At 60.7% G+C, this 15,356-nt stretch carries 14 protein-coding genes; 8 read left to right on the forward strand and 6 right to left on the reverse strand.

The features are described 5' to 3' along the window. Window positions 1-2 precede the first annotated feature (2 nt). Complete coding sequence (locus AC3WKX_RS00680) at window positions 3-455, forward strand: YaiI/YqxD family protein (protein WP_003214020.1); 453 nt, start codon at window positions 3-5, stop codon at window positions 453-455. On the opposite strand, the gene elbB is transcribed toward AC3WKX_RS00680, so the two are convergent. Then, a complete protein-coding gene (elbB, locus tag AC3WKX_RS00685) occupies window positions 452-1,117 on the reverse strand; it encodes an isoprenoid biosynthesis glyoxalase ElbB (protein WP_003214018.1) in 666 nt (221 codons plus the stop codon). The genes AC3WKX_RS00680 and elbB overlap by 4 nt on opposite strands. A gap of 115 nt (window positions 1,118-1,232) precedes the next feature. Here elbB and AC3WKX_RS00690 point away from each other — a divergent pair, with 115 nt between their 5' ends. After that, window positions 1,233-2,468, forward strand: coding sequence for a sterol desaturase family protein (locus AC3WKX_RS00690; protein ID WP_003214017.1), 1,236 nt, complete (start codon window positions 1,233-1,235; stop codon window positions 2,466-2,468). On the opposite strand, the gene AC3WKX_RS00695 is transcribed toward AC3WKX_RS00690, so the two are convergent. After that, a complete protein-coding gene (locus tag AC3WKX_RS00695; protein ID WP_003214015.1) occupies window positions 2,449-3,087 on the reverse strand; it encodes a DedA family protein in 639 nt (212 codons plus the stop codon). The genes AC3WKX_RS00690 and AC3WKX_RS00695 overlap by 20 nt on opposite strands. 229 nt (window positions 3,088-3,316) lie before the next feature. On the opposite strand from AC3WKX_RS00695, the gene hemB reads away from it, so the two are divergent. Together hemB and ppk1 are read left to right on the forward strand one after the other, a co-directional pair. Further along, window positions 3,317-4,330, forward strand: a complete 1,014-nt coding sequence (hemB, locus tag AC3WKX_RS00700; RefSeq protein WP_003214011.1) for a porphobilinogen synthase — start codon at window positions 3,317-3,319, stop codon at window positions 4,328-4,330. 18 nt (window positions 4,331-4,348) lie between these two features. Further along, on the forward strand, window positions 4,349-6,577 hold the full coding sequence (gene ppk1, locus AC3WKX_RS00705) for a polyphosphate kinase 1 (RefSeq protein WP_003214009.1): 2,229 nt from the start codon (window positions 4,349-4,351) through the stop codon (window positions 6,575-6,577). Between the two features lie 186 nt (window positions 6,578-6,763). Here the strand turns inward: ppk1 and ppx are convergent, their stop codons facing one another. Beyond that, on the reverse strand, window positions 6,764-8,266 hold the full coding sequence (gene ppx, locus AC3WKX_RS00710) for an exopolyphosphatase (protein WP_003214007.1): 1,503 nt from the start codon (window positions 8,264-8,266) through the stop codon (window positions 6,764-6,766). A 472-nt stretch (window positions 8,267-8,738) separates the two neighbouring features. Between ppx and AC3WKX_RS00715 the strand changes: the two genes are divergently transcribed. The 4 genes from AC3WKX_RS00715 to AC3WKX_RS00730 all read left to right on the forward strand — a co-directional run bounded on the left by AC3WKX_RS00715 (window position 8,739) and on the right by AC3WKX_RS00730 (window position 13,306). Continuing rightward, window positions 8,739-9,398 carry a DUF1120 domain-containing protein gene (locus AC3WKX_RS00715; RefSeq protein WP_102604076.1) on the forward strand — a complete coding sequence of 220 codons (660 nt, stop codon included), beginning with the start codon at window positions 8,739-8,741 and terminating at the stop codon, window positions 9,396-9,398. Between the two features lie 123 nt (window positions 9,399-9,521). Next, window positions 9,522-10,238, forward strand: a complete 717-nt coding sequence (locus AC3WKX_RS00720; protein ID WP_207241471.1) for a fimbria/pilus chaperone family protein — start codon at window positions 9,522-9,524, stop codon at window positions 10,236-10,238. Window positions 10,239-10,320: 82 nt separating this feature from the next. Beyond that, complete coding sequence (locus AC3WKX_RS00725; protein ID WP_488656211.1) at window positions 10,321-12,750, forward strand: fimbria/pilus outer membrane usher protein; 2,430 nt, start codon at window positions 10,321-10,323, stop codon at window positions 12,748-12,750. After that, window positions 12,716-13,306 carry a DUF1120 domain-containing protein gene (locus AC3WKX_RS00730; protein ID WP_102604078.1) on the forward strand — a complete coding sequence of 197 codons (591 nt, stop codon included), beginning with the start codon at window positions 12,716-12,718 and terminating at the stop codon, window positions 13,304-13,306. The genes AC3WKX_RS00725 and AC3WKX_RS00730 overlap by 35 nt, the downstream gene beginning before the upstream one ends. A 4-nt stretch (window positions 13,307-13,310) precedes the next feature. On the opposite strand, the gene AC3WKX_RS00735 is transcribed toward AC3WKX_RS00730, so the two are convergent. The 3 genes from AC3WKX_RS00735 to AC3WKX_RS00745 are packed head-to-tail and all read right to left on the reverse strand — an operon-like array spanning window position 13,311 to window position 15,350. Continuing rightward, a complete protein-coding gene (locus AC3WKX_RS00735) occupies window positions 13,311-14,048 on the reverse strand; it encodes an amino acid ABC transporter ATP-binding protein (RefSeq protein WP_003213999.1) in 738 nt (245 codons plus the stop codon). Next, a complete protein-coding gene (locus AC3WKX_RS00740; RefSeq protein ID WP_003213996.1) occupies window positions 14,035-14,685 on the reverse strand; it encodes an amino acid ABC transporter permease in 651 nt (216 codons plus the stop codon). The genes AC3WKX_RS00735 and AC3WKX_RS00740 overlap by 14 nt, the downstream gene beginning before the upstream one ends. After that, window positions 14,682-15,350: an amino acid ABC transporter permease gene (locus tag AC3WKX_RS00745; RefSeq protein ID WP_003213995.1), complete on the reverse strand. Its 669-nt coding sequence runs from the start codon at window positions 15,348-15,350 to the stop codon at window positions 14,682-14,684. Before AC3WKX_RS00745 ends, AC3WKX_RS00740 begins: the two co-directional genes overlap by 4 nt. Window positions 15,351-15,356: the final 6 nt, after the last annotated feature.

A 15,356-nucleotide genomic window follows, 5' to 3' on the forward strand; every position in this document is an offset into this window, starting at 1 on the left:
CCATGCGCGTGTGGATCGATGCAGACGCCTGCCCCCGGGCAGCCAAGGATCAGGTGGTGAAGTTCGCCCTCAAGCGCCAGTTCGAAGTGGTGCTGGTGGCCGGGCAGAGCCAGATCAAGCCGAGCTTCTCGTGCGTGAAGTTGATCGTGGTGCCCAGCGGCCCGGACGCGGCCGATGACTACCTGGTGGAGCACGCCGTGCCCGGTGACCTGGTGATCTGCAGCGATGTGCCGTTGGCCGACCGCTTGGTGAAGAATGGCGTGGCTGCGCTCGACCCACGAGGCAAGGAGTTCAGCCCGCAGAACATGAGCGAGCGGCTGGCGGTGCGTAACCTGTTCACCGATCTGCGGGAACAGGGCCAGATGGGCGGTGGCCCGCCGCCCCATGGGGACAAGGACAAGCAGGCGTTTGCCAATTCGCTGGATCGGATTCTGACCCGGCTGATGAAGGCCTAATCGTTCTCGTGGGTCAGTTCCAGCACCCGGTCCACCAGCTTGTTGATGCCTGACGCCACTTCGCTGATACGTTTGCCCAGCATGTAGGCCGGGGTACTCACCAGCTTGCGCGCCTTGTCTTCGACGATGTCGTCGACCGCGCATTCCTGGTGGGTGGCGCCCATCTTGTCCATGGCGGCTGCGGTGTCGGCGTCATTGCCGATGGTGCAGGTCACGCCTGGGCCATAGATCTTCGCTGCCAGCGCCGGCGAGATGCAGATCAGCCCGACGGGCTTGCCCGCTTCGGCAAACGCCTCGGCCAGTTCCAGCACCTGCGGGTTGACGCTGCACCCGGCGCCTTCCACGGCAAAGTTCGACAGGTTTTTCGCCGCGCCAAACCCCCCGGGCACGATCAGTGCGTCGAAATCCTCGGCGTTGGCCTCACGAATATCCTTCACCTCGCCACGGGCAATGCGCGCCGACTCCACCAGCACATTGCGCGACTCGGGCATCTCCTCGCCCGTCAGGTGGTTGATCACATGCAACTGGGCAATGTTCGGCGCAAAACACTGCACCTCGGCGCCGCGCTGGTCCAGGCGCAGCAGGGTGATCACGCTTTCATGAACCTCGGCACCGTCGTACACGCCACAGCCGGAAAGGATCACTGCAATCTTTTTGCTCATGGGCATTTCTCCTGATTCATGGCGTTAAATGTCTACTCATTTGTCACTCATTGCCAATGGGATATCCAGCCGCTACACCTACTCTAGATGTAACAATAATTGACCGGACTTGCCCATGGACTTCGTCCCTTACGCGGTACCGTTTTTCATTGCCTTGATCGTGGTCGAGCTGCTGGCCGACTACCGGCGCGGCCAACGCAACTACCGGGTGGCCGACGCCATCAACAGCCTCAGCACCGGCGTGCTGTCCACCACCACAGGGCTGCTGACCAAAGGGGTGGGCATCCTCACCTACGCCTTCGCCCTCAAGCACCTGGCGATCATCGAGCTGTCGGCCCAGAGCGTCTGGACCTGGGTGTTCGCCTTTGTGTTCTATGACTTCTGCTACTACTGGCTGCATCGCATGGGCCATGAGCGCAACATCCTCTGGGCCGCGCATTCCGTGCATCACCAGAGCGAGGACTACAACCTCAGCACCGCCTTGCGCCAGACCAGCACCGGCTTCCTGCTGAGCTGGATCTTCTACTTGCCGCTGGCCGTGTTGGGCGTGCCGCTGGTGGTGTTTATCAGCGTGGCGTCCCTCAACCTGCTGTATCAATTCTGGGTGCACACGCGGCATGTGCCGAAGCTCGGCTGGTACGAGTGGTTTTTCGTCACGCCGTCCAATCATCGGGCCCACCATGCACAGAACGCTCTCTACATGGATCGCAACTACGGCGGGGTGTTCATTATTTGGGACCGCCTGTTTGGCTCCTTCCAGGAAGAAGACGATAACGAGCCGGTAATCTTTGGCGTGACCACGCCCTTGGCCAGCTGGAACCCGCTGTGGGCCAACCTGCAGTTTTATGCGCAGCTGTGGAGTGATGCACGGCGCACCGAAAGTGGGTGGGACAAGCTGCGGATCTGGTTCATGCGCACCGGTTGGCGCCCGGCGGATGTGGCGGCAAAGTACCCGATGGCCAAGCCGGACTTGAGCCAGTTCCGCAAGTTCGAGGTGCCGCTGGATGGGCGCCAACAGATTTACATCGCGCTGCAGTTTGCCGCGTACGTGGGTTTTGGCAGCTACCTGATGAATTTCGGCGAGGGCTTGCCGACCGCTGCCCTGGTGTTGGGCTGGAGCGCGATGGCATTGGGGTTGTTCACCCTGGGGGTGGCGCTGGAGAATCGCCCGTGGGCGTTGAAGGCTGAGCTGGTGCGCCTGGCACTGAATGTGCCTTTGGTGTGGCTGGCGCCGCTGGTGGGGCTGTGGCCGGCCAGCGCGTTGGGCTGGCTGGGGCTGGTCAGTTACAGCTTGCTCAGCGGCATCGGCCTCTACTGTTGCAGAGACCGGCTTACTCGACTGGCGTCGTAGGCTTTTCGGCTTTTTCAGGTTCGCCGGCCGCCAGGCGAACCTTCTCGGCGGCACAGGCTTCGCGGGTCAGGCGGGCGTTCTTGACGCGCCGGCGAATCCACAAGCCCAGGCCCAGCACCAGCAGTGCGCCCAGCACCCACAGCTCGTATTTCTTGACGCTGCCCAGCATGCCTTCCAGTACCGCGCCGAAATGGTAAGCCGCAGCGCCCAGCGCAGCGGCCCACACGGCGGCGCCAATCCCGTTGAGCAACAGGTAGCGGCCCGGCGGGTAGCCCGACAAACCAATGGCCACCGGCATCACCGTGCGCAAACCGTAGACAAACCGGAAGCTCAGCACCCAGATGTCCGGGTGCTTGCGAATATGCTCCAGGGCCTTGTCGCCCAGCAGTTGCCAGCGCGGCTTGCGCGCCAACAGTTTGCGGCCGTGCTTGCGTCCCAGGAAGTACCACAACTGGTCGCCGGCGTAGCTGCCGAAAAAGGCAACGACCACCACCAGGTTGATATCCATGTATCCACGGAACGCCAGGAAGCCTGCGAGAACCAGGATGGTTTCGCCTTCGAAGAAGGTGCCTAGGAACAGCGCAAAGTAGCCGAAGTCATGCAGAAATTGTTGAAGCATGGTCTGGGTGCTGGCGAAATGAACGCGCAGCCTACGCCTTCGTGAACATTCATGAAAGTATCGAGATGTGTCACGAAGTGAACAATTCCTACATAAACGACGAATGCGACTACAGGTCGCACGCCGGTTGCCTTACGGCGCATGAGCTAACCACAACTGTAATTCCTTCGTCATAATGGCCGCTTATAACTGTCACGCTCGCCCGTCAAGCCGGGCTCAGGAGTCTGCCGTGAGCTTTACCCCCGCCAACCGCCTGTTTCCCGCCACTCGTCTGCGTCGCAACCGTCGTGATGATTTTTCCCGGCGCCTGGTGCGTGAAAACGTGCTGACGGTGAATGATCTGATCCTGCCGGTGTTTGTGCTGGACGGTGAAAATCGTCGGGAAGCGGTGGCGTCGATGCCGGGCGTGGAGCGCTTGACCATTGATTTGCTGCTCGAAGAGGCCGCGAGCTGGGTTGAACTGGGGATTCCGGCGCTGGCGCTGTTCCCGGTCACGCCGTCCGGGCTCAAGTCCCTGGACGCCGCCGAAGCCTGGAACCCCGACGGCATCGCCCAGCGCGCCACCCGCGCCTTGCGTGAACGCTTTCCGGAGCTGGGGGTGATTACCGATGTGGCGCTGGACCCGTTCACCACCCACGGGCAGGATGGCATTCTCGACGAAGAAGGCTATGTTCAGAACGACATCACCGTTGATGCGCTGGTAAAACAGGCCTTGTCCCACGCCGCAGCGGGCGCCCAGGTGGTGGCCCCCTCGGACATGATGGACGGTCGCATCCAGGCGATTCGCGAAGCCCTGGAGCTGGCCGGTCACGTCAACGTGCGCATCATGGCCTACTCGGCCAAGTACGCCAGCGCCTATTACGGCCCGTTCCGCGATGCGGTGGGTTCGGCGCTGAACCTGGGTAAGGCCAACAAGGCCTCGTACCAGATGGACCCGGCCAACAGCCACGAAGCCCTGCACGAAGTGGCCGCGGACCTGGCCGAAGGCGCCGACATGGTGATGGTCAAGCCCGGGATGCCGTACCTCGACATCCTTTATCGGGTCAAAGAGGAATTCAAGGTGCCGACCTTTGTCTATCAGGTCAGCGGTGAATACGCCATGCACATGGCCGCGATCCAGAATGGTTGGTTGAGTGAAGGGGTGATCCTTGAATCCCTGACTGCCTTTAAACGCGCGGGTGCTGATGGCATCCTGACTTACTTCGCCGCCCGCGCTGCCCAATTGCTTAGAGAGCAACACTAGCCCTCACAGGAACACTCGATGAATACCGAAGGACTCACAGAAGTTGCCGTAAAAGACGCTCACCCGGTGGTCGAACAAGCTACCGAGACCCCGCCGGAGCTGGAGCCGGCCCCGCCTGCCGTGGTGGCCGAAGCGCCCGCTGCCGCGCCGGTACCGGTGGTTGCGGTTACCAACCTGGATGACAGCAGCCTGTACATCCATCGCGAGCTGTCACAACTGCAATTCAACATCCGCGTGCTGGAACAGGCACTGGATGAGTCCTATCCGTTGCTGGAGCGGCTGAAATTCCTGCTGATCTTCTCCAGCAACCTGGACGAGTTCTTCGAGATCCGTGTCGCCGGCCTGAAGAAGCAGATCACGTTCGCCCGTGAACAAGCCGGTGCCGACGGCCTGCAACCGCATCAGGCCCTGGCCCGCATCAGCGAGCTGGTACACGGCCACGTGGACCGCCAATACGCGATCCTCAATGACATCCTGCTGCCGGAACTGGAAAAGCATCACGTGCGCTTCATCCGGCGCCGGCACTGGACCACCAAGATCAAGACCTGGGTGCGCCGCTACTTCCGCGACGAAATCTCGCCGATCATCACCCCCATCGGCCTCGACCCGACGCACCCGTTCCCGCTGCTGGTGAACAAGAGCCTGAACTTCATCGTCGAGCTGGAAGGTATCGATGCCTTCGGTCGCGACTCGGGCCTTGCGATCATTCCGGCACCGCGCCTGTTGCCACGGATCATCAAGGTACCGGAAGAGGTGGGGGGCGCTGGCGATAACTATGTATTCCTTTCGTCGATGATCCACGCCCACGCCGATGACCTGTTCCAGGGCATGAAGGTCAAGGGCTGCTACCAGTTCCGCCTGACCCGTAACGCCGACCTGGCGCTGGACTCCGAAGACGTCGAAGACTTGGCCCGCGCCCTGCGCGGCGAGCTGTTCTCCCGTCGCTACGGTGATGCGGTGCGCCTGGAAGTGGCGGACACATGTCCGAAACACCTGTCCGACTACCTGCTCAAGCAGTTCAACCTGAGCGAGACCGAGCTGTACCAGGTCAATGGCCCGGTGAACCTGACGCGCCTGTTCAGCATTACTGGTCTGGACAGCCACCCGGAGCTGCAATACACGCCGTTCACCCCGCAGATCCCGAAACTGCTGCAAAACAGCGAGAACATCTTCAGTGTGGTGAGCAAGCAGGACATTCTGCTGCTGCACCCGTTCGAGTCCTTCACCCCGGTGGTCGACCTGCTGCGCCAGGCCGCCAAGGACCCGCACGTGCTGGCTGTGCGCCAAACCCTGTACCGCTCCGGCGCCAACTCGGAAATCGTCGATGCGCTGGTAGACGCCGCGCGTAACGGCAAGGAAGTGACGGCGGTGATCGAACTGCGGGCGCGGTTCGACGAAGAGTCCAACCTGCAACTGGCCAGCCGTCTGCAAGCCGCCGGTGCGGTGGTGATCTACGGCGTGGTCGGCTTCAAGACCCACGCCAAGATGATGCTGATCCTGCGCCGCGAAGCCGGTGAGATCGTGCGCTACGCCCACTTGGGCACCGGCAACTACCACGCCGGCAACGCCAAGCTCTACACCGACTACAGCCTCCTGACCTCCGACGACGCCTTGTGTGAAGACGTCGGCAAGCTGTTCAGCCAGTTGATCGGCATGGGCAAGACCTTGCGCATGAAGAAACTGCTGCACGCGCCGTTCACCCTGAAGAAGGGCATGCTCGACATGATTGCCCGCGAGACCCAGTTCGCCCTCGAAGGCAAGCCGGCGCACATCATCGCCAAGTTCAACTCGCTGACCGATCCGAAGATCATCCGCGCGCTGTACAAGGCCAGCCAGTCGGGTGTGCGTATCGATTTGGTGGTGCGTGGCATGTGCTGCCTGCGGCCGGGCATCGCCGGGGTATCCCATAACATCCACGTGCGTTCGATCATCGGGCGCTTCCTGGAGCACACGCGGGTGTTCTACTTCCTCAATGGCGGCGAGGAGCAGATGTTCCTCTCCAGTGCCGACTGGATGGAGCGCAACCTCGACAAGCGTGTGGAGACCTGCTTCCCGGTGGAAGGCAAGAAACTGATCATGCGGGTCAAGAAGGAGCTGGAAAGTTATCTCACCGATAACACCCACAGCTGGAGCCTGCAGTCGGACGGGCGCTACGTGCGCAACACCCCGACCGGCAACCAGAACCCGCGCAGCGCCCAGGCGACGTTGCTGGAGAAGCTGGGCAGCCCGATTCTGACGGTGAACTAAAAACCGACGCGGTCAAAAATGTGGGAGCGGGCTTGCTCGCGAAAGCGGTGGATCAGTCGATGAATCTGTTGACTGACACTCCGCTTTCGCGAGCAAGCCCGCTCCCACATTTGTTTTGTGGCGTTGGATTGTTCCCACGCTCTGCGTGGGAATACATCCTGTGACGCTCCGCGTCACCCACTCATATCAGCGCACGTTCAGCGTGAACCCAACCCGCGTCAGCCACTCGGCTTCCTGGGCGAAATCCGCCTGGGTCAGCTGGTTTTCATCCAGCCAGTTCTTCGGGAATACCACGTCCAGGCTGTCGGCATTGGCCCGCAGGACCACTTGCGGCATTTCCTGGGTACCACGGATGTGGTGGAACAGGATCGCAAACCGCAGCAGCGCGCACAGGCGAATCAGCTTGATGCCCTCGGCACCGAACTCGGCAAACTTGTCCCGGGGGATGTTGCGGCGGTGGCCGCGTACCAGCAGCGCGAGCATCTGCTGGTCTTCACGGGAGAAACCCGCCAGGTCCGAGTGCTCGATCAGGTAGGCGCCGTGCTTGTGGTAATGGTAGTGGGCGATGTCCAGCCCCACTTCATGGACCTTGGCCGCCCAGCCCAGCAGTTCACGCCACACGCCGTCTTCCAGGTCCCAGTCCGCTGCGACCTGGTCGAAAGCATGCAGCGCCTTGCGTTCAACCCGCGCCGCCTGTTCCAGGTCGACGTGGTAACGCTCCATCAACGAGCTGAGGGTGCGCTCACGGACGTCTTCATGATGATGACGGCCCAGCAGGTCGTAGAGCACCCCTTCACGCAGGGCGCCATCGCAGTGGTCCATGCGTTGCAGTTCGAGGGCGTCGAAAATCGCTTCGAGAATCGCCAGGCCCGCCGGGAAAATGGTGCGGCGATCAGGCTTGATGCCTTCGAAGTCGATCTTCTCGGCATCCCCCAGCTTGAACAGCTTGCGCTTGAGCCAGGCCAGGCCTTCGGCGTTGACCTCGCCAGTGCCATGGCCGCCGGCCTTGAGGGCCAGGCCGATGGCGCGGATGGTGCCGGACGAACCGATGGCCTCATCCCAGGTCAGGCGGTGCAGGGCGTGCTCGATGCTCATGATCTCCAGCCGCGCCGCCGTATAAGCCTGGGCGTAGCGGGCCGGGGTGATCTTGCCGTCCTTGAAATAGCGCTGGGTGTAGCTGACGCAGCCCATTTGCAGGCTTTCGCGCAGCAGCGGCTCGAAGCGCTGGCCAATAATGAATTCGGTACTGCCACCGCCGATGTCGGCCACCAGGCGCTTGCCCGGAGTGTCGGCCAGGGTGTGGGACACGCCGAGGTAGATCAGGCGTGCTTCCTCGCGGCCGGAGATGACCTCTACCGGGTGCCCGAGGATCTCCTCGGCGCGGCGGATGAACTCGCCCCGGTTGCGGGCTTCGCGCAGGGCGTTGGTGCCGACGATCCGCACGGCGCCCGGGGGCATGCCGTTGATCAGTTGGGCAAAGCGCTTCAGGCAATCGAGCCCGCGCTGCATGGATTCTTCATTGAGCTGACGCTCGTCGTCGATCCCGGCAGCCAGCTGTACTTTCTCGCCGAGCCGCTCAAGGATGCGGATTTCGCCGTTCTGGGCCTTGGCCACGACCATGTGAAAGCTGTTGGAGCCCAGGTCGATGGCGGCGATCAGGGACAGATTCTTGGCTTGGGATTGCGGCATGGTTAAGGGGTCTCGGTCGATAACCTCGCCATCGTGCCACGATCAACCGCTGACGCCAACGCGTAGTGCTTCCGGAATTCGCTCATCGGTGTCTTGGAGGAAAATCTGCAGGATATGTAGGGCGATTCTTGATGCGCCTGGCGATTGTTCCGTAGGGCAAGTGGAGTAATGGAAATCTCCAGCTTTAATAGGCTTCCTGAATATGCCTACATGGCTGGGTTATTTGTTCCAGTCGATAATTAAGTCAGGACTACTGCAAGGATGATCTAAGGGGACATTGTTTTTTTACCGCTCTGACACTAGTTCAGGCGTCGTCTCATTCTTTCTTCGGGTGTTTACGAGAGAGACTGTCACTCGGCAATTAAGCCGTGGTGTTAACTATTTGTAGTTTGCCTATCAAGGTTGATAGCAGTTGGGCATGGGATAGCCCGGCGAACCACATGCACCTGAGAACTTCAGTGACAGGATGAACATGAACAGAACATTTGGTTTGGCAATAGTGGTCGTTGGCCTGGCGGTAAGCATGGGTGCTCAAGCAAATACAAGTGGTGCCGGGAACCTGAGAGTCACCGGAACCATTAAACCAGCTGCATGCACGGTAAACCTCGGCGCCACAGGCGGCACCGTTGATTACGGTACGATCAATGCGTCGAGCATTCCGCTGACCTCTTTCTATCCTCTGCCGGAAAAGTCGCTGCCGTTAAACGTCAACTGTGGTGCGGCGGCTGCCCAGATGGCACTGTCCGTTACTGACTCACAAACAAACAGTGTCGTAAGGGGGATCCTGGGAACCGGCTTCACCGACAACCACAACTTTGGTCTTGGCGCGGTCGGAACCAGGAATACCGGTGGCTATTCGATCAGGCTCGCCACCTTGACCACTGTCGGCGCTACGCTGTACCCGCTTAGAAGGACAAGCTCCGGCGGTGCCTGGAGCACCAGTGACGGCAAGGTCGAAAAATCTCCTTACCAGCACTCCTGGAGCCGTAATAACAACACAACTCCAGCCGCGGTCTCTTCCGTTACCGGCACTCTCGTAGTCAAGGCTGTGATCAATCGCGGCGATGCACTGGATCTCAGCAGGGATATTCAATTGAATGGAGCTGCTACTTTGGTAGTAACTCGAATCTAACTCTATAAACATGGCCAGCATTTAGCAGGCGGTCGCGCACCGTGGCTTCGTGCTGGCTCTTTATATGCGTATAGGTATTTCGTGATTGTCAACGGTGCGTTATCTGGTTGCGGGTAGAGTTCGATGAGTCGTCTTTTAAATACAGTTAATGCTCTGTTCTGGTGTGCGAATCTTTATTTTTTGGTTTCTGGCAGTGTAAGAGCGGATGGAATGGAGCCGGAAACATCCGTTGTTATTCTTTATGAAGAGAACGGTGAAGCGACGATCAACGTAAAAAATACGGACGCTGGCCCTGCTTTACTTCACACAGTCATTCAAAACGTCCCGGAAGATCCGGAGACACTCTTGATCGTTACGCCTCCTATCGCCCGTGTCGAACCGGGCGAAACACAACTTGTGCGGTTTATCAGTACCTTGAAGCAGCCGCTCAAGACTCAGCGATTGAAGCGCGTCACCTTTGAAGGTATTCCGCAGGCGCGCGCCGAAGGGCGCTCGACCATTGGAGTGACCATTCGACAGGACTTACCGCTGATCCTGCATCCCCAGGGCTTGCCGCGGCATCAGGAGCCATGGAAGTTGCTGAAGTGGAAGCTGCGGGGTAATCGGCTGACGGTTCATAACGACAGTGCCTACGTGGTCCGGATGGGGCTGGAGGTGCACCTGCTGCCGTCGAGGCACCCGGCGATATTGCCGCGCACCTATATCCTGCCTGGCGAAGTGTTATCGACCCGCATCGAAGAGGCGGTGGCCCAGGTCAGTGGTGTCGAGATTCAGCCGGCGACGGTCTACGGGTATTCGGCAACCGCCTACGAAGCCTCCGTTGTTGTCGAGGCGGGTTGAGCGGTCTATGAGAAATGCTACCCATGCAAACGATTGGAGCCTCTCTGTACGACCCATTCGAACCTCGGTTTCCCGGACTTGTATCGGCCTGGCAACGCTGTGGAGCCTTCCCGCCTACGCGCTGGAGCTCGGATCGGGTTTTGATCTGGCGGTCTTGTCGGCGAACGGGATCGACCCGAAGGTTGCCCATTATTTTCGCAGTGCTGCGCGATTCCGCGAGGGCGTGCACGTGGTGGGGCTGCAGGTCAACGGCACCTCATTGGGCCTGGTGGAGGCACGCTTCGACTACCAGGGGCAGTTGTGTTTTACCCCGGTCCTGCTGGACAAGGCCGGGTTGCGGTTGCCAGCCGCGATTATTCGGCCGGGTATCGCGCCCGACCAGGCGTGTCATGACTTTCTCGGTGCTTACCCCGCGACCATCGTCAAGTTGCGCCCCGGCAGCGATGAGGTATCGCTGGTGGTGCCTACTCAGTCAATGCGCGAGGCCGAATGGGATGTCGGCAGTTTCTCCCAGGGCGGCACGGCAGCCTTGTTCAATTACGATGTGCAGGGATTCGAAGAGCGCTTCAACAGCGGCTCTTCCCGCTCGGTTTCGGCCTACACCGAGGCGGGATTCAATATCGGCAACTGGATCGTCCGAAGCCGCCAATTCTTTGTCTCCGATAACGGCAAGCGCAGCAGCGAGCATGTGAATGCCTACGCCCAACGCGATTTCGCGCCCCTGAAGTCGACCTTCCAGGTCGGGCAGATTTCCAGCAACAACCCGGTGTTCGGTGGGTTACAGCTGTCGGGTTTCCAGCTCTCGCCGGATGGCCAATCGCGCAGTCCGGGTGGCAGCAGCGTGGTGGTCGAAGGTTTGGCCCAGAGCCCATCCCGGGTCGAGGTGCGCCAGGCCGGGGTGTTGATCCATACCACACTGGTACCGGAAGGCCCGTTCACGTTGACCGGATTACCCATACTCAATGGCACCAGCGATCTTGAGGTCAGTGTCATTGGCACTCGCGGTGGCAGGCATGGGTTCACCGTCCCTGCCGCGTCCTTTGCGGGGGCGGTACCGATAGAGCCCGGTTATTACTTCTCCCTGGGCAAGGTGCGCGGGGCAAATCCGGGTGCCGGGGAGCCTCCGGTCGTGGCGATGGGCAGTGGGACCTGGGGATTGGGGCGCAACTCGTCACTGGGATTCGGCCTGTTGAGTACCGACGAATACCAGGCGGCGGGTGGCGTGTGGAGCAGTGTTTTTTTCCAGCACCTTTCGGTTGGCGTGCGCCAGAACCTGTCTCGCGATGGCCGGGACGAAGTTACCGGGGCTCGCAGCTCAGTCACCGTGGGAAGTCCGCTGTTCGCCGGCATTGAAATGACGTCGAGTGCCACTACCCAGACGCGGGATTATCGCGAAGTACTGGAAGTGGGGCAGTCGACGCGGCGTGACCAGCGGGATGCCCGCTTCAAGGACCAATACACGGTAGGTTTGAGTTGGGTCGACCCGTCCCTGGGAGGCTTTTCCGTCAGTTATTCCCGCAGCTCGCAATTTGATGATCGCTCCGCCGAACACGTATTCGCCTCATGGAACCAGCAGTTCAATGGCACCCAGGTGGCTTTGATTGCGGATTCCCGGGTGGGCGGCTCTCGACCGCGCAAGGTCAAGAACACCGTTCGAGACGAGCGCAGCGATGTGTCGGATAAGGGGCTTTCGCTTCGGTTGCAGGTCACCGTGCCGTTCGGTGGGGATCGCCGCGTCACCTCGTATGCCAGTCGGCGGGGCGACAGGTTCGATCTTGGGACCGCCTTCAGCGATCGGGTCAACGACTATGTGAACTATGAAGTGGGGGTTGCGCGTGAGCAGGCGAGCCGTACACAGGCTGTTCACGCCCGCGTGAATGCCATGCCGCGTTACACCCAGATAGGGTTGGGTGTGCGACATGATTCATTGAGCACCGGGTATACCGGCCAATTGCAGGGCGGCGTGGTGGTCCACGACAGAGGCATGACGTTCTCGCCCTATGCCGTCCAGGACACCTTTGGAATTGTCTCGGTGGGTAATGTCGGGGCAGCCAAGGTTTCGACGCCGCAGGGGCCGGTCTGGACTGACTACCGCGGGCAGGCGGTGATCGCCAGCCTGCCTGCCTACCGCAGCAGCAATGTCGAGGTGCAAACCCAATCCCTGCCCAAGCGCATCGATCTGAAAAACGGCACCAAGGTCCTTGCGGCCGGACGCGGTTCTTTCAACACGATCGATTTCGAAGTAGTGAAAGTGCGCCGTGTATTGCTTGAGGTCCGTGACGCGCACGGCCAACCCTTGCCCCAGGGAGCCTCGGTTTTCGACAGCAACAATGCTTTCCTGACCAGCGTCGTGGGCGAGGGCATGGTCTTCCTTAACAGCCTGGATGAGTCGCGAGCGCTGAACATCTCCTTGCCAGATTCAAGCACCTGCTTGTTGCAACTGAACCTTGAGCCAGAATCCAATGACGACAAATTCTATGAAACAGGTTCGGCGGTCTGCCGTACCCTCTGAGCCGGTGGGGCCTTTTGACGGTGGACGCCTGCGTCATGGGCTTATCCTTTACCTGCTGCTGTTTGTCGTGGTGTTGGCCAATGAGGCGCGGGCAGATAACTGCCAGGTGTCCTTGAGCCAGCCCCGGGTTGATTACGGTCTGGTTCGCCAAGCCGAGCGGGGCCACCCACAGATCGCGCTGGGCAAGCGCACGCTTCGCCTGAGCATGGCCTGTGAGGTGCCGGTATCCATGGCGCTGCGCTTTACGGGCGTACCCGCAGGCCTGGAGGGCTTTCGGTTTGGGCGCCAGGGGCATTTCACCCTGAGCCTGCAGTCCGCTCAAGTCGATGGAAAATCCGTTGAGCTGGTAATGCCGCACCTGTCTGAAGAGCCGGCGACCGGACGATTGCTGCCGGGCCATAGGCTTGTTGCACACGTAGCGGGTATGCCGGTGCATGGGCGCCGCTTCACCGCCCTGGTCAACGTCGAGACCTACCTGCCTGAGGCTTTGCTGGCCGTCAGGGATGAAACGACATTTGAGGGGCAGGGCGGTTTTGAGTGGGCGCCCGGGGCTTGATGCCTCAGTCCGTGCGCTCCACCGAACCAATGAAGTTGGCCAGCTCGGCGGTCTGCGGATTGGCAAACAGGATTTTCGGGTCGCCCACTTCATGCACCTTGCCCTGGTGCATGAACACCAGCTTGTCACCCACTTCCCGGGCAAAACGCATCTCATGGGTGACCATGATCAGTGTCATGCCATCCTTGGCCAGTTGGCGCACTACGCTGAGCACTTCGTTGACCAACTCCGGGTCCAGGGCCGATGTGATTTCATCGCACAGCAGCACTTTGGGCGACATCGCCAGTGCCCGGGCGATTGCTACCCGCTGCTGCTGGCCGCCGGACAAACGATCGGGGAACGCGTCGAACTTCTCCCCCAGCCCAACGCGCTCGAGCATTTGTCGCGCCAATTGTGCGGCCTTGGCTTTCGGCACTTTCTGCACCACTTGCGGCGCAAGCATGACGTTTTCGCCCACCGTCAGGTGTGGGAACAGGTTGAACTGCTGGAACACCATGCCGACTTTCTGCCGCAGGGTGCGCAGGTCGGCGCGGGCGGCGTCGAGGTATTCGCCGTCGACTTCAATCACGCCGTCGTTGATCGACTCCAGGCCATTGAGGGTGCGCAGCAGGGTGGATTTGCCCGAGCCGCTGCGACCGATGATCGCCACCACCTGGCCTTCTTCGACACTCAGGTCAATGCCCTTGAGTACGTGGTGATCGCCGTAATATTTATGCAGGGCGGAAATTCTAAGCAGAGGCATGCAGTCTCCTTTCCAGGTAGCGCGCACTGAGGGACAAGGGGTAGCAGAGCAGGAAGTAACCCAGCGCCACCAGGCCATAGACCATGAAGGGTTCGAAGGTAGCGTTGGCGAGCATGCCGCCGGTCTTGGTCAGCTCGGTGAAGCCGATGATCGAGGTCACGGCGGTGCCCTTGACCACTTGCACCGAGAAACCCACGGTTGGCGCCACGGCAATGCGCAGGGCCTGGGGCAGGATCACGTAGCGCAATTGCTCCAGCGGGTTCAGGGCCAGGCTCGCGGACGCCTCCCATTGGCCGTGGGCGATGGAGTCGACGCAGCCACGCCAGATTTCGGCCAGGTAGGCGCTGGTGAACAGGGTCAAGGCAATCGCCGCCGCCAGCCAGGGCGAAATGTCCACGCCGAGCAAGGCGATGCCGAAGAACACCAGGAACAGTTGCATCAACAGCGGCGTGCCCTGGAACAGTTCGATATAGGTGCGGGCGACATTGCGCGGGAACGCCTTGGTGCTGATGCGCATAGTCATCACCAGCAAACCGATCACGCCGCCGCCGATGAACGCCACCAGCGACAGCAGCAAGGTCCACTGCAAACCGGTGAGCAGGTTGCGCACGATGTCCCAGAACGAAAAATCACTCATCGGGCGTTCCTCATGACATAGCGCCGGCCGATCCAGTTCAGCAATTGGCGGATCATCAGCGCCATGCACAGGTAGACCAGGGTCGTCAGCGCATAGGTTTCAAAGGCGCGGAAGTTGCGCGACTGGATAAAGTTGGCGGCAAAGCTCAGTTCCTCGGTGGCGATCTGCGAGCAGACCGCCGAGCCGAGCATCACGATGATGATCTGGCTGCTCAGGGCCGGCCAGACCTTGCCCAGCGCGGGCAGCAACACCACATGGCGGAACGCCTCGAAACGTGTCATCGCCAGCGCGGCCGCCGCTTCCAGTTGCCCGCGGGGGATCGCCTGGATCCCGGCGCGGATGATCTCGGTGGAGTACGCCCCCAGGTTGATCACCATCGCCAGCACTGCCGCCTGCCATTCGGTGATTTTCAGGCCGAGGGACGGCAGGCCGAAGAAGATGAAAAACAACTGCACCAGAAACGGCGTGTTGCGGATCAACTCGACGTACACGCCGAAGATCCAACTGAACGGCTGGATCTTCCACGCCCGCACCACGGCGCCGACGATTCCCAGCGCCACGCCCAGTACTGCACCGATGGCGGTCAGTTCAAGTGTGAACAGCGCGCCGCGCAGCAACAGATCGGTATTGGCCAGGACCGGCACAAAGTCGAATTGATAGGCCATAGGCTA

The organism is Pseudomonas sp. GP01-A4 (genome assembly GCF_058780865.1).

What these genes read in the sequence shown, in the direction of transcription:
- AC3WKX_RS00745 (WP_003213995.1), bottom strand. Translation starts at nt 15,350, where the DNA reads ATGGCCTATCAATTCGACTTTGTGCCGGTCCTGGCCAATACCGATCTG.
- ppx (WP_003214007.1), bottom strand. Translation starts at nt 8,266, where the DNA reads ATGCCGCAATCCCAAGCCAAGAATCTGTCCCTGATCGCCGCCATCGAC.
- ppk1 (WP_003214009.1), top strand. Translation starts at nt 4,349, where the DNA reads ATGAATACCGAAGGACTCACAGAAGTTGCCGTAAAAGACGCTCACCCG.
- AC3WKX_RS00740 (WP_003213996.1), bottom strand. Translation starts at nt 14,685, where the DNA reads ATGAGTGATTTTTCGTTCTGGGACATCGTGCGCAACCTGCTCACCGGT.
- AC3WKX_RS00680 (WP_003214020.1), top strand. Translation starts at nt 3, where the DNA reads ATGCGCGTGTGGATCGATGCAGACGCCTGCCCCCGGGCAGCCAAGGAT.
- elbB (WP_003214018.1), bottom strand. Translation starts at nt 1,117, where the DNA reads ATGAGCAAAAAGATTGCAGTGATCCTTTCCGGCTGTGGCGTGTACGAC.
- AC3WKX_RS00715 (WP_102604076.1), top strand. Translation starts at nt 8,739, where the DNA reads ATGAACAGAACATTTGGTTTGGCAATAGTGGTCGTTGGCCTGGCGGTA.
- AC3WKX_RS00730 (WP_102604078.1), top strand. Translation starts at nt 12,716, where the DNA reads ATGAAACAGGTTCGGCGGTCTGCCGTACCCTCTGAGCCGGTGGGGCCT.
- AC3WKX_RS00695 (WP_003214015.1), bottom strand. Translation starts at nt 3,087, where the DNA reads ATGCTTCAACAATTTCTGCATGACTTCGGCTACTTTGCGCTGTTCCTA.
- AC3WKX_RS00720 (WP_207241471.1), top strand. Translation starts at nt 9,522, where the DNA reads ATGAGTCGTCTTTTAAATACAGTTAATGCTCTGTTCTGGTGTGCGAAT.
- AC3WKX_RS00735 (WP_003213999.1), bottom strand. Translation starts at nt 14,048, where the DNA reads ATGCCTCTGCTTAGAATTTCCGCCCTGCATAAATATTACGGCGATCAC.
- AC3WKX_RS00690 (WP_003214017.1), top strand. Translation starts at nt 1,233, where the DNA reads ATGGACTTCGTCCCTTACGCGGTACCGTTTTTCATTGCCTTGATCGTG.